The following is a 14,694-nucleotide window of genomic DNA, read 5'->3' as shown; positions in this document are numbered from 1 at the left end:
TCTCTTTTTGTTTTGCATCCACCTAAAAGAAAATCATGAGAAAAATTAATGGGAAACTATGGTGGCAAATCATTACTCATTTTATTTATTCCTACCATTATTGAAAGCCACTAACTAAAGCCTGGTGGCAACTTATAAGTCTAAACTATCTTTTATATATTTAACGGAAAACTTAAAATTGACAACAATGACTGTAACAAGATGCAAATGGGCTGGCGACGATCCATTGTATTGCGATTATCACGATAACAAGTGGGGAGCACCCTTGCACGATGATAAGATGCTGTTTGAATTTCTTATTTTGGAAGGAGCACAAGCTGGTTTAAGTTGGATTACCATTTTACGAAAGCGAGAAAACTACCGCAAAGCTTTCGATAATTTCGATCCAAATATTATTGTGAATTATACTCAGAATAAAGTAGATGAATTACTTCAAAATGAAGGCATTATTCGAAACAAACTGAAAATTATTTCTGCTATAAAAAATGCTAAGGCATTTCTTGAGGTTCAAGAAGAATTCGGCAGTTTCGACAAATATATATGGAGCTTTACGGATGGAAAAACCATTCAGAATCATTGGGCAAGTCTATCTGAAGTTCCTGTCTCTACACCCGAATCGGATGCCATGAGCAAAGATTTAAAAAAGAGAGGTTTCAAATTTGTTGGTCCAACCATTTGTTATGCTTTTATGCAGGCAACCGGAATGGTAAACGATCATACTACGGATTGCTTTCGCTACAAAGAAGTGTAAAAAGAATTGCCCCTGACGGAAGTCAGGGGGCAATTCTTTTTAAAAACTAACTTATGCTCCGAAATTAATTGGTACAGTATACGATACATTTACTGCTTGCCCTTTTTGTTTACCGGGCTTCCATTTTGGAGAACTATTAACAATCTCCAATGCTTTTGCATCAACGTCTTTATCACCTGTCCCTCTTACAACATGAGCATTTGCAACCAATCCTTCTTTTGTTACCAAGAAGGTAATAAAACATCTCTTGCCAATTATATAGTTAGTATCCAATTTAGACACTTCACCAGCAAAGAACTCTTTTAATTTCAAAGCTCCCCCCGGGTACTCTGGCATCTCCTCTACAATTACAAAAACAGGCTCGTCACTATAAAGGAATTCCTCTTTTTTAGGCTCAATCTTTGAATCCAAATCTGTTTTTCGATTCTGCTCTACTTCTTTCTTTTTATCATCTTCTAAACTAAAATTAATCGGAACTGTATAAGAAACATGTACTGCTTTTCCTTTTTCATAACCAGGTGTCCACTTAGGAATTGAATTCATCACTCGAAGAGCTTCTGCATCTAAAGAAGGATCTACTCCACGAACAACACGGGCTTGCACAACATCACCTTCTTTACTTACGATAAATGTCACAAATACTCTTCCGCTGATGTCTTTTTGTCGGGCATCTTGAGGATATTTTACAGATGCAGCAATATATTTTTGCAAAGCAAGTGATCCTCCAGGATACTCCGGCATTTTTTCCACTATAACGTAAACATCTTCGCCTTTGTACTTTTGCTTTTCCTTTTTAGGCATATCTACAATAATTTGGCCTTGATTATTTTTCAAATCAAAATTAATCGGAAGTGTGTAGGTAACATTGACAGATTCCCCATCTTTGGTTCCTGGAATCCAATTAGGTAAAGTTTTAATCACACGAATAGCTTCAGCATCTAAAGAAGGTGAGACACTTTTTGCAGTGCAAACATTTTCAACAGCACCCAATTTATTTATAATAAATGTAACAAATACTCTACCCGTTTCGCCTTTTTCCTGAGCTTCCACCGGATACTTTATAGTTCTTGCTATAAATTTCTGTAATTCCAAATCCCCTCCTGGAAATTGAGGAGCAACACCATCCATTTGGCTACTATTTACCCTTCCATCAACACTTACTTCATCTTTCTTCTTATCATCTTTTAAACTAAAATTAATCGGCACGGTATAAGTAACATTAACAGCTTTTCCTTTTTCATAACCAGGTGTCCATTTAGGAATTGAATTCATCACTCGAAGAGCTTCTGCATCCAAAGAAGGATCGACTCCACGAACAACACGGGCTTGATCTACTTCACCCTCTTTATTTACAACAAAAGTCACAAATACTCTTCCGCTAATGCCTTTTTGCTTGGCATCTTGAGGATATTTCACCGATTCAGCAATGTATTTTTGCAAAGCAAGTGATCCTCCAGGATACTCCGGCATTTGATCAACTGTAACATAAGTGGTATCCTTTCTTTCAGGATTAACTGCAAATTTTGGCGCTTTACCTGAAACTGGCATTGCATCCACAACTTTTTCCACTTTCTTTTCCTGTGCCTGCACTTCTACTATTTGCAGATTGAATAACAAAACAGCAAATACTACCGGGATAACAATCAATAATTTATAGCGCCTATTTAGCGGGCTTTTTTCTTTCGACATCATAATCATACGTTTTTTAGTAATGGAATAGTTAAAGTTATTGGCTAAACCTAAAACCTCAGTACCCATAATTTGGTTCATTAAAATTGCCTGATATTGTCCGATGTTAAAGCCGCGCGCTATTACTCCATCATCAGCCAAAAGTTCATGCGTTTGTTTTACCGCAACCTGATAAAGCCATACAAAAGGGTTGAACCATAATACGATGGTCAACAGTTCAACAAACAGCAGATCGATCCAATGCTTTTGCTGAGCATGTACTTTTTCATGCGCAAATATATTATTCAAAGACTTGTCGCTAAACTCCTCTCTGTTCATTACAATGTATCCGAAAAAAGTAAAAGCAGGTATGGATTGATCCAATAGAATTACCTTCTGTTCATCAACAATTTGATACTCTCCCGCTTTTATTAATTGTCTTATCTGGAGAACTTTTAAAACACTTCTTACAAATAAAATTGTGCATACAACCAGATAAATTAAGAGTAGTATCTCTTCCTTGGAAATTAAGGATTTTACAGGCATAATTGCTTCACCGGTAATTGTCTCTGCAAATACATCTCCCATCGCATTATTTACAAATTCTGATTCAACAGTAATCGAGTAAGAAAACTTTAATAGAGGCAGAATTAGGGCTAAAAAAGCACTTCCCAACAGGTAAAAACGAATTTCTGCGAAGAATCGTTCGTTTCGCAATATCAAAATGTAAATCAGATAAAACAAAATCAGAACAGCCGATGACTGTAGTAAGTAATCCGTCATTGATCCCATATCACTTCTCTTTGTTTATTTCACGTTTAGCAATTTCAATCATCTCTTCCAATTCCTGAATACTTAATTTGTTATCCTTGGCAAAAAAAGAAGCCATTCTCGAAAATGAACCATTAAAATAATTCGTTACCAATGCTCCTGCCTTGTATCCAGAATAATCTTCTTTTGGTATCTTAACAGAGAACACATGAGATTTTCCCTGAGCGATTTTATTCACAAATCCCTTTTTCTCTAAGGCATTCATTACAGTCGCCACCGTTGTATAAGCAGGTTTAGAATCCGGAAAACAAGCTATGGCATCTCTTACATTAGTTTCTTTTAAATCCCACACAATTTGCATCACCTGCTCTTCTGCTTTGGTCAACTCCTTCATATCAATATTTACTTTTAGATTAATCTACTACAAACTTAGTACTAATTTTTTAGTAGACAAATTTTATTACTAAAACTTTAGTAGATAAAGCAAATTAGTGTAAAGAGCATTTGATTATTATTCATTTCATCTTGATTACTGTGTGCTATTTTGCTAACTATGCAAAAAATAAGCAATGGAAAAATTTGAATTAGACCCTATTGAATACCCTCTGGGAAAAAGAATAAAAAAAGAGCTTTCTCTACTGGCACTTCTACTAGTCATTATCCTGTTTTTTGTGGGCATAAACGTGGTTTATTTAACTACTGTGCTATGTATGTACGTGCTGTTGTTACTTCTTAAAAGAAACCGAATCATCTACAAAATTGAGTTTGATGATAATGAAAGTGAAATGAGCCTATCGTACTACTATTTGATTTTTTTGCGTGGAAAACAAAAGATCAGATATGATAAGATTGTTTTTAAAATGGGATTGAAACGATTTGGTTTTGGAAGTGCGGTAGAGACTATTGAACTTTTTAAAGGAAAATTTTTAGCGGGTGAAATAAGAAAAGAAGGCAAATGGAAATGGACTGAGGAAAGTATAAATCAGCTCAAAAAAAAATTGATATCTATCAACGAATTAAAATGACTTAACTATTTCAGACCTATTAAGGTATGATTCTTGTGCTTTGGTACGCATAAATCAAATTACAATTTATATATCTTTGGGAAAAGATCATCCTCTTTGTAATTAAAATTTGGACTCATTCGTAAAATAGGTACATATTGTCTGATTCTTATTCTTTCGATAGGAAATCTTCTCCATGCAAATGGGCAAAGGATTTCGCGAAAAGATACTCTTATTGAAAAAAAACAACATTCCAAATTACAGGACAGCACCTTTATCATTTCGAGAGATACGATTGTTTTTCTATTAGATACCGTAAGTGAAACACATTTTAAAAACAATTCGAAGAGTGGATCCAAATTTTACAATTCTCTGCAGCAAGGTGCCGGAAAACGTAAATTTACCAAGGAATTATACAATTTATTTTTTGTCTCACCCGATAAACTAAATCCAACAGATACATTAAAAACAGAACGTAGTGAAACCGCTTTTGTACAGTACCAAGGTAAAACGATACGAAACATTTCTGTTCGGGTTTTAGAACCATTTGGTCCTACATTATATGATACAACTCAAGTTGCCACCACTTGGATAGAAACAACCGGAAACAAACTTCATAATTCCAGTCGAAGAAATCATTTACGCAAACTGTTACGAATAAACGAAGGTGATGCGGTAGATCCATACAATCTTGCCGATAACGAACGGCTTATTCGTGAATTGTCATATGTTAAAGATGCCTATTTTAGAGTTATTCCTGTTTTAGGTTCCCATACATTAGTCGATCTTCAATTGTGGGTAAAAGATCAGTTTTCGTGGGGAGCAAATATGAAAGTAGGATCTCTTACCTCAACCGATTTTGAAATATACAATCGAAATCTATATGGCTTGGGACATGAATTCAGCAATAGTTTTGAATTTGATTCAAACAAAGATCAGAAATATGGCTACACAGGGAGATATAAAATTAGAAATATCAGAAGATCATATATAGATGCAACCTTCACCTACCAAAATACCTATGAAAAAACGGTCGTTCAAATAGATTTAGACCGAAGTTTCGCAACCTACAACACTAAATATGCGGGAGGTTTTACACTCTCTCAAACCATGAGATCCGACGAAATTCAAAAGGATGATCCGATCATTAACGAAATACCTTTGGATTTTAATTATGGAAATATTTGGTTTGGGCGATCTTATAAGATTAAATCAAGAAATCAATTTGCCCGAAAAAAATTATATCTAGCAGGAAGAATTGCAAGTCGTGAATTCTTCGAAAGACCTGAAGTTGGTCCAACTTTAAATCAATTTTTCCATAACAATACCCATTATCTGGCCAGTTTAAGCCTAAGTCAAATTCAATACTACAAGAGTAATCTTATTTATAACTTTGGCCGAACCGAGGATATTCCATATGGTTCTCTGGCACAAATAACTATGGGTTACGAAGATCGGGAATTCTCACATCGAAATTATTTGGGCCTGGATTTTCAAAAGGCAATTTACCTTAATAAAAGCAGAACGTATTTCTTTAATCGTGTTGCACTTGGAGGTTATTTTAATTCAAAAAGGTTTGAACAAGGTGTTTTACTCGGTCAAACAAAATTCTTCAGTCGCATTCGTAATCTCGGACCTCTTCGTCTTCGTAATTTTGCCGATTTGCAATATACACTTGGAATAAGAAGGTTTCCAGAAGAATTCATAAGCTTAATTACTGATACAGGAATACGAGGTTTTTCAAAAGAAGATGTAATAGGAACTCAGAAATTAGTTCTTAATCTGGAAACTGTTGCCTTTACACCTTATACTTTAGGTGGCTTTCGTTTTGCATTTTACACCTTTGCCGACATGGGATTTATTGGCAGCAACAACAAGAATATTCTTAGAGAAAAATTCTATTATGGTGTGGGATTTGGTATTCGTTTGCGCAACGAAAATTTAGTATTTAAAACCATACAACTACGCCTTGCTTTTTATCCAAAAGCACCTTCCGATTTTAATCAATTCGAATATCAATTATCCGGGGAAGAAAGACCTAAATTCAACAACTTTAGGGTCACTCAGCCCGAGGTAATTCCTTTTGAATAGTTATTAGTAATTTCTTATCTGCGAAAAAATTAAATCTTATTTTCTTTCCAATTGGTAAATTTCAGGTACAGCCATGAACTCAAACCAAGAAAACCGCCATAAAAATATTCCGAAGTCCACACCCCTGAAATTGGTGCTTTTAAAACAGCTATTAAAAGATATACTCCGCCTAAATAACAAACCAAAACCGAAATTTCGAGCAACATTGCATGAAAAGTATTTCCAGTTCCTGAAACACCATGAAAAAGAGTCACTCCAATTGGGAAAATTAACGCGGCTCCAAAAATCACATACAAAACTGGTTTCGTCTCAGCAATTAAGCTTACCTCTTCGGTATAGATTGAAATTATTAATTCGGGATTAATGACACAGACACCAACTAAGACCAAAACCGAAAGAAAAGATAACTTGATTGTCCTCCAAATAACCCGCATAACCTCATCCGAATGTCCTTCCCCAATAACCTGACTTACCAAAGTATTAGCTGCTGATGCAAAAGACCAAACCGGCACCATCATCAAAACATAAATACTTCTTATAATATTTGAAATTGCCAGCTCTCTCTCTCCCATTCTTTCTACCATTAAAAAGAAAACAAACCAACATGACAAGGCTAAAAAATTCTGAATCATCATAGGAAAAGATACTCTAATCAGCCGCGAATAGAGTTCCCAGTCAACTTTTGCAAAACCAAATAAATCATAGGTTTTAACAGGAACTTTTCTAAGAGTATACAAAATAAAAACGACCATAACACAAAACTCGGCAATTACCGAGGCAATGGCTGCACCTTTTATACCCATTTCAGGAAATCCCCACTCCCCAAATATCAGTACATAATCAAAAAAGATATTAATAATTGCCATAAAGACGGTACTCCATCCAATTATTTTTGTTTTTGCTATTCCAATATAAAAAGCTCTAAACAATAGATTTACACATGCAAATAAGATTCCCCACGCCCGATAAGAAATATAATCCATACTGGCATCATATATTGCATTCGATTTCACAATAGCCTTCAAAATGGGCGGAGCTTGTAACTCCATAAAAACGACCAGCAATACGGCCAAAATCAATAGAAAATACAAAGCATGATCAAAAGTTTTACCAACAAGTTTAAGATTTCCTTCCCCCACTCTTCTGGCAATAACAATTTGAGCTCCCAATCCAAACCCCCAGGCAAGCATCACAATTGCAAAATAAAATATTGTTGCAATAGCTGCAGCCCCCAAAGCAGTTTCACTTAGGTGACCCAAAAATGCGGTATCGGTTAGAGCAATAATATTCTGCGCTACACTTCCTAAAATAATAGGATAAGCTATTATCCAAATACTTCTGTAATTGATTTGCGTTTTCAAATTGATATTTTATTTAATGTATGCACACTTAAAATCATTATAAGCAACAGCTTGGAAACAAAAAAACCGTCACCCCAAAATTGCCGAAAAATATCGAAATTGGAATGACGATTTATTTATTTTTATAGCCAACTATCGTCTCTTATTTCAAATAGTCATCAAAATAATTACTCACCTTTTGTTTTAAATGAATACGATCACGCCCACGCACATTGTGCTCTGCACGAGGATATGGGAAATAATCAACCTGAATATTGTTTTTAATACATTCCCAAATAAAATTCAAACTATGCTGCCATAACACGGTATTATCAATTGCTCCCTGACAGATCAATAGTTTCCCTTTCAGATCTTTTGCTTTTGCAAGTAAGGAAGTCATAGCATATCCTTCCGGATTCTCTTCCGGAGTATCCATATATCTCTCTCCATACATCACTTCGTACCATTTCCAATCAATTACCGGTCCCCCAGCTACAGCAACTTTAAATACATCAGGATAATTTGTGATCAACGAAATGGTCATAAAACCACCATAACTCCAGCCATGAACGCCAATACGATCAACATCAACATATGGCAATGATTTCAAAAACTCAACACCCTTCATTTGATCCGCCATCTCGGGTTGTCCACACTGACGGTGAATAACAGCTTCAAACTCTTTTCCGCGATTTGCCGATCCTCTATTATCCAAAACATAGATTAAATAACCATTCTGAGCCATATACTGCTCCCACAAACGAGAACCACCTAACCAATTATTAGTTACCAATTGTGCATGTGGTCCGCCGTAAACGTAGACCACCACTGGATATTTTTTATTTGGATCAAAATCTGCAGGTTTTACCATCCTGTAATACAAATCAGTTTTTTCATCTGCCGATTTTATTGTACCCAAAGAGATTTCCCCCAAATCATAATCAGCCAGCTTATTTTCAGCATTCACCATTTCCGCAATCACTTTGCCTTTTGTATCGGCAATTTGAACTTTTCGCGGCACATTTAAACTGCTGTAATTATCAATAATGAATTTACCATCGGCACTTGGCTGAACTGTATGAGTTCCTTCCTCTGCCGTTAATCGAGTACGCTTGCCCGTTTTTAAATTCATTTTATACGCATGTCTTTCAGTCGGATTCACTTCCGTTGATACAAAAAACATATTCCTCTCTGATTTATCGAAACCCAAAATCTCAGTAATTTCCCAATCTCCTGATGTCAATTGTTTGATTAATTTCCCTTCAGTATCATACAGATAGGCATGATTAAAACCATCGCGGTTATTGGTCTGATAAACAAATTGATTTGGATTGTTTTTTAAGAAAATCAATTCGTGGGAAGGTTCTACCCAACGATCATCTTTTTCTTCGAATAATGTTTTTACAAATTTACCTGTTGCAGCTTCGTATTTATTCAATTTGGCATGATCCGAAGCACGGTTCAAAACCTGAATATAAATGAATTTTCCATCTGCACCCCAAGTGATATTTGTCAAATATTGATCCGTTCCGAAATCATCAGGTTGAATATACACTGTCAATTTCTCTTTCAGATTGTAAACCCCCAAACTTACTCTTTCACTGCCCATGCCAGCCATAGGATATTTAATTTCCTTCAAATCTCCAGTTCGTGTACTGATATCTACCAGTGGAAATGTGGCAACATTACTTTCATCTTTATGATAAAAAGCCAAATACTCTCCTTTTGGTCCCCAAAAAATCCCATCCTGAATACCATATTCGCTTCGGCTCACTGTCTGACCATTAACAAAATTCTTATCCTCATCAGAAGTTACTGCAAACATATCTTTATCTCCCCGGCAGATGTACAAGTTATTTTCAATGGTATATGCAACCGAAGAATTAATTGCACAAAATTCTGCATTTTCAGCCTTGGTACCAATTTCCAATTTTAATACCAATTTTCTGTTAAGTAAATCAATTTGAATAAAACCACCTTGGGTTTGGTATTGAATCACATCATTACTTATCCATGAAAACTGTGGAAATCTGCTTAATTCTTTACTTCCTGCCAATTTTAATATCACATTTAAATCCGATAATGTAAAAATAGCTTTAGCCACTTCTTCTGGTTCGGCCACCATGATTTCATTATTTGAAACGTAAGATATCAGGTTCGTCTCACCCTTCCACGACAATTGTGATATGTTTTCAGGGTAAAATTTACCCCATTGTCCCAAAATAGCGTCTTCCATACTCAGTTTTTTTGTTTGAGCATCTGCAGCTGTAAAAAGGGCACAAATGATTAGTAAATAGGTTAAAAGGAATACTCTTTTCATAGTGTTTTTTGTTGTTGTTATATTTCTTTTCAAAAATTTCGTCTCCAAATGTATCCTTTTTAGCAGAAATAGAGTAATAATGAAAGAATAATTAAACGAGACAATCACCAATTACTTTGAACAAAATCCAAAGTAAGATCGAAAAACTCAATCAATAGTAAATTCACAGAACGAATCAGCAGTGTAGCATACACTCGGCTTTGAGAAGTAGTTTATTCTTTCTAAATTGGCTTAATAAATTTTAAGTTATACAAGATGCCAAAGAACAAAATACCAAACAGTATTAAATTTCTTATTTTAATCTCTATTGCTGCAATAGCAACATTTTTTATTTTACGTCAAAATAATACTGAAAGTAATGTTACCACTGACGAGATCGCTACAGAAGCTTCCATTATGGAAGATATAAATCAGTCTACAAATATTTTCAAATACAACAATATTCTCTTCAGTCTGCCATCACCATATCAAATCTCACTACTTCTTGAACAATCAGGAATTCCTTACAATAAAGATTTATTGCATACGACAAGTAAAGCAAGCGACTATGTTGAGAATTTTAGCAAAGCTGTAAATTTCGGCATTTACGGATCTGATTTAGGATACATTAACATCTATCGTCAAACTCAGGATGCAGCCAGTTATTTTGCAGTTTTAAAAATCATTTCCCAGGAAATTGGTTTATACAATGCGATGGATAAACCTACGATTGAACGCATTGAGAAAAACATTGAAAATAGAGACTCATTACTCGTTATCGTAAGTACAACCTATCGTAAAATAGATAATTATTTAAAAGCCAACGATAGAGAAAGTACCGGAGCTTTAATTTTAGCAGGTGGTTGGGTAGAATCGCTCTATATTATAACTCAACAAATCAAAACGAATCCAAACAAAGAATTAATCACCCGGATTTCTGAACAAAAAAGACCTCTTGATAATTTAATAAAACTTTTGGTCCCCTACTCCAATGAATCTAAAGACTTCTACTTTCTGGTTGATCGATTGATCGATTTAGCTTACACATTTGATGAAATAGAAGATAAATACACATATGTTCCTCCAATTACTGATGCTAAAAACAAACTAACAATTGTAAAAAGTAAATCTGAATTGGTAATGAATAAAAAACAATTAAATTCAATTACTGATAAAGTAAGTGTTATTCGTAACTACATCATCAAGTAATCCAATTATAAAAAACCGACTTATGAATCGCTTCTATACCCTTTTTCTTTTATTATTATTTACAGGCCTTAGCTTTCACTCCAATGCACAATCGGATGTAACATTACAAAACTGCATAAAATATCTGGAGCCTGAATTTATATCAGATGGTCAACAATACAAAGCCCTGTTATCGGGTGGTGAAGTTGCAGAATTTCACACAACCTTTTATGCCAACAACTATTACCGAATTGTAGGAGCCACTGGTAAAATGGAAAAAAATGTAATTTTCTCAATTTACGATGAGGAAAATCATTTGCTTTTTTCTAATAAGGATCATCAAAACTCGCCGTATTGGGATTTTCAATTTACCAACTCTATAAATTGTACCATTGAAGCCAAATTAAATCAGAAAGAAGTAACATCCGGATTTGTACTTCTTTTGATCGGATTTAAACAATAATATCCGTTCATTTCTTCCTCCCGACAACATACCACTAACTCTCACATTCTATGAGTGAAAGAATTCTTAAGGCTTTAATGCAATTATTTGCAATCATTGCTCACCCAAAAAGTTCTGCAATTGAGAGGCGGAGAATGGTTTCCAGATATCTCAAGCAACAACTTGATCAAGAAACTGCTGAGGAGTATATTAGCTTATACGATCAGCACTATGAGGCCAATAAAAAACGTACTACCCGAACTACAAAAATTAAAAAATACACTTCAGCAAGCTCTGTAAGAGTTCTTCGGATATGCACCGAAATAAATGAAGAACTAGTTGTCCGTCAGAAAGTTATCGTTCTCATTCAATTGTTGGAATTCCTAAAATCGGAAGAAGAAATTAGTGATCAGGAATTCGCCTTTGTTGAAACTGTTGCAGAAACGTTTAACCTTCCTTCCGGAGGTTATGACCGGCTAAAGAATTTTATTCTAAATGATTTCGATGAAATCACCCGATCAGAACGTTTACTTACCGTTAGTAATGAAAATAAAGTATTCGAAGTAGGAGAACATTATTACTCAGAGGGATTAGTTGGTGAAATTAAAATTCTTCGTCTGAAACGAGTAGACATGTTCGTGTTGCGATTCAAGGGAATTGAAGAACTTATCATGAACGGGCAGAATCTAAATCCAGATAGAGTGCATCTTTTAACCCAAGGTTCATCCATCCGAAATCCTAAAATTGATCCAATCTATTTCAGTGATATAGCGACTACTTTTCATCGCGATCACGAACACAAAAGGGTTGTATTCGAAGCAAAAAATATTGAATACCGGTTTAAAGAAAATAATATTGGTATTCATGATCTTTCTTTCAAGGAAGAATCAGGAAAAATGGTTGGTATTATTGGATCAAGTGGTGCTGGTAAAACAACGCTTTTAAATGTTTTAAATGGGTCTGAAAATCCGAGTTATGGAACTGTCAAAATTAATGGATACAATATTGTAACAGATAAATACCAACTGGAAGGTGTTGTTGGTCATGTTTCGCAAGATGACCTATTGATAGAATCGCTTACCGTTTTCGAAAACCTATATTTCAATGCCAAATTATGCTTCGATAAATACAGCACTTTTCAACTAATTAGAATTGTATTGAACTTACTTAAAGATTTAGGATTGTACGATGCCCGAAATCTTAAGGTGGGAAATCCATTGGATAAAAAAATCAGCGGCGGACAGCGAAAGCGATTAAATATTGCTTTGGAATTGATTCGTGAACCCTCAGTATTATTTCTTGATGAACCAACTTCAGGTTTATCATCGAGAGATTCAGCAAAAATTATGGATCTTCTTAAAAATTTAGCATTAAAAGGGAAATTGATTTTTGTTGTAATACATCAACCGTCTTCGGATATATTTAAAATGTTCGATCGCCTGTTAATTCTCGATACGGGTGGCTATCTAATTTTTAACGGGAATCCTCTTGATGCAATAACCTATTTCAAATCGCAAACAATGCGGGCAAACCGCACAGAAAGTGAATGCTCATCATGCGGTAATGTTGATGCTGACCAGATTTTCAATATTATAGAATCTGAGGTATTGGATGAATATGGTAATCCTACGCAGGTAAGGAAGGTATCTCCAATTCAATGGCATAAAAAATATCAAGAATATGTTGCTGTAAATAAGTCCATTGAAAATACAACAGAACTTCCTCCGGTAACATTCAAAATTCCAAATATCTTTAAACAATTCAGTGTTTTTGTAAAAAGGGATGTAATTTCCAAACTGGCCAACCGCCAATACTTATTTATTAATTTATTTGAGACGCCATTGTTGGCATTTCTTTTGAGTTATATTATTAAATTTTACAATATTGATGTTGCCAATGATTTAGGTTATACATTTAGTAACAACAGCAACCTTCCCGTTTATCTTTTCATGTCGGTAATTGTTGCCCTATTTATTGGATTAACTCTTAGTGCTGAGGAAATTATAAAAGATCGGAAGATTCTCAAAAGGGAACGTTTTTTAAACTTAAGCAAGTTTAGTTATCTACTTTCAAAAATTGTTATTCTGTTCTCTATATCCGCCTTTCAAGCCTTTTTATTTACGATAATAGGTAATTCTATTCTGGAAATTAAAGGAATGTTTTTTGAATATTGGCTTGCTCTGTTCAGTGCCTGGTGCTTTGCGAATATGCTTGGTTTAATAATCTCTGACAGTTTTAAAACTGTTATTACCATTTACATTTTAATTCCTTTTATCTTAATACCTCAGCTAATTTTAAGTGGTATAATTGTAAAGTTCGATAAACTTAATCCAAACATTTCAACACCAAATAATATTCCCTGGTATGGTGAAATAATAACTGCCCGTTGGGCTTATGAAGCTTTAGCTGTAAAACAATACAAAGACAACAAATACATGGCTAACTTTTACGTCTACGAAAAGCTAATGAGTAAAGCAGATTATCGGAAAAATTATTGGTTGCCCATACTTAAGAACAAATTAAATACCAGTGAACGATATCTCAAATTACCAGATAAAAAGAAAGAACTTGCCGAAAATTTACTCCTCCTTCGTAATGAACTTTCGATAGAAGATCTTGATAAAATTGCAATTCCATTTGACAATTTAGATCAACTCAACCCTGAAAATATAAACGCCGACGTTATTAAAGCTACGAGGGAGTATTTTACTAAATTGAACCGATACTACATCAATTTATACAATGTCTCGAATCGCAAAAAAGATGAACACTTAACCGATTTACAAAAAGGATTTTTAGACAAGCAGGCATTTGTGAACATGAAAAAATCATACACGAATGATGGACTTACTGAGTTTGTTAAAAACTCAAACGACATAGAACGAATTATTGAATACAAAGGGAAATTGTTTCAAAAAATTGATCCTATTTACAGAAACCCTGAAGGACGTTTCATTAAAGCACACTTTTATGCTCCTCAAAAAAGAGTATTTGGACAATATTTTGACACTTACTGGGTAAATATCATCGTTATCTGGCTGTCGACATTTTCACTTTATATTATTCTGTATTATAGTTTATTTAAGAAACTCCTCGGTGTTTTTGATCAAAAATTTAACAAGAAAAAATTCGTGCGGTAA

Annotated in this window: 10 protein-coding genes; 6 read left to right on the top strand and 4 right to left on the bottom strand. The window is 34.6% G+C overall.

Features of this window, described 5'->3' with window-relative positions; all coding sequences use genetic code 11:
- The first annotated feature begins 187 nt into the window (after nucleotides 1–187).
- Entirely contained in the window at nucleotides 188–751 is a 564-nt protein-coding gene (locus tag ACKU4N_RS07560) for a DNA-3-methyladenine glycosylase I (RefSeq protein ID WP_321322114.1), read from the top strand.
- Between the two features lie 51 nt (nucleotides 752–802).
- Here ACKU4N_RS07560 and ACKU4N_RS07555 read toward each other — a convergent pair whose 3' ends face one another.
- Nucleotides 803–3,211, bottom strand: a complete 2,409-nt coding sequence (locus ACKU4N_RS07555) for a TonB family protein (protein WP_321322112.1) — start codon at nucleotides 3,209–3,211, stop codon at nucleotides 803–805.
- 1 nt (nucleotide 3,212) lies between these two features.
- Complete coding sequence (locus ACKU4N_RS07550; protein WP_321322110.1) at nucleotides 3,213–3,584, bottom strand: BlaI/MecI/CopY family transcriptional regulator; 372 nt, start codon at nucleotides 3,582–3,584, stop codon at nucleotides 3,213–3,215.
- Nucleotides 3,585–3,759: 175 nt separating this feature from the next.
- Between ACKU4N_RS07550 and ACKU4N_RS07545 the strand changes: the two genes are divergently transcribed.
- Together ACKU4N_RS07545 and ACKU4N_RS07540 are read left to right on the top strand one after the other, a co-directional pair.
- Nucleotides 3,760–4,215, top strand: coding sequence for a hypothetical protein (locus ACKU4N_RS07545; RefSeq protein WP_321322108.1), 456 nt, complete (start codon nucleotides 3,760–3,762; stop codon nucleotides 4,213–4,215).
- 699 nt (nucleotides 4,216–4,914) lie between these two features.
- Nucleotides 4,915–6,285 carry a hypothetical protein gene (locus tag ACKU4N_RS07540; RefSeq protein ID WP_321322106.1) on the top strand — a complete coding sequence of 457 codons (1,371 nt, stop codon included), beginning with the start codon at nucleotides 4,915–4,917 and terminating at the stop codon, nucleotides 6,283–6,285.
- Between the two features lie 29 nt (nucleotides 6,286–6,314).
- Here ACKU4N_RS07540 and ACKU4N_RS07535 read toward each other — a convergent pair whose 3' ends face one another.
- Nucleotides 6,315–7,646 (bottom strand): MATE family efflux transporter, encoded by a 1,332-nt coding sequence (locus ACKU4N_RS07535; RefSeq protein ID WP_321322104.1) that lies wholly within the window; start codon nucleotides 7,644–7,646, stop codon nucleotides 6,315–6,317.
- Nucleotides 7,647–7,788: 142 nt separating this feature from the next.
- The gene (locus ACKU4N_RS07530) at nucleotides 7,789–9,945 is read right to left on the bottom strand and encodes a S9 family peptidase (protein WP_321322103.1); all 2,157 of its coding nucleotides are present in this window, start codon (nucleotides 9,943–9,945) and stop codon (nucleotides 7,789–7,791) included.
- Nucleotides 9,946–10,200: 255 nt separating this feature from the next.
- On the opposite strand from ACKU4N_RS07530, the gene ACKU4N_RS07525 reads away from it, so the two are divergent.
- From ACKU4N_RS07525 to ACKU4N_RS07515, 3 genes are read left to right on the top strand one after another with little or no spacing between them, the layout of a single operon-like run.
- The gene (locus tag ACKU4N_RS07525) at nucleotides 10,201–11,133 is read left to right on the top strand and encodes a hypothetical protein (RefSeq protein ID WP_321322101.1); all 933 of its coding nucleotides are present in this window, start codon (nucleotides 10,201–10,203) and stop codon (nucleotides 11,131–11,133) included.
- Nucleotides 11,134–11,155: 22 nt separating this feature from the next.
- Nucleotides 11,156–11,575 carry a hypothetical protein gene (locus tag ACKU4N_RS07520; RefSeq protein ID WP_321322099.1) on the top strand — a complete coding sequence of 140 codons (420 nt, stop codon included), beginning with the start codon at nucleotides 11,156–11,158 and terminating at the stop codon, nucleotides 11,573–11,575.
- Nucleotides 11,576–11,625: 50 nt separating this feature from the next.
- Complete coding sequence (locus tag ACKU4N_RS07515) at nucleotides 11,626–14,694, top strand: ATP-binding cassette domain-containing protein (protein WP_321322097.1); 3,069 nt, start codon at nucleotides 11,626–11,628, stop codon at nucleotides 14,692–14,694.

The sequence above is a fragment of the Labilibaculum sp. genome, assembly GCF_963664555.1.
In the GTDB taxonomy this organism is placed as follows: domain Bacteria; phylum Bacteroidota; class Bacteroidia; order Bacteroidales; family Marinifilaceae; genus Labilibaculum.
Note: the sequence above shows the minus strand (reverse complement) of the source record. Positions and strands in the feature narration are given on the sequence as shown.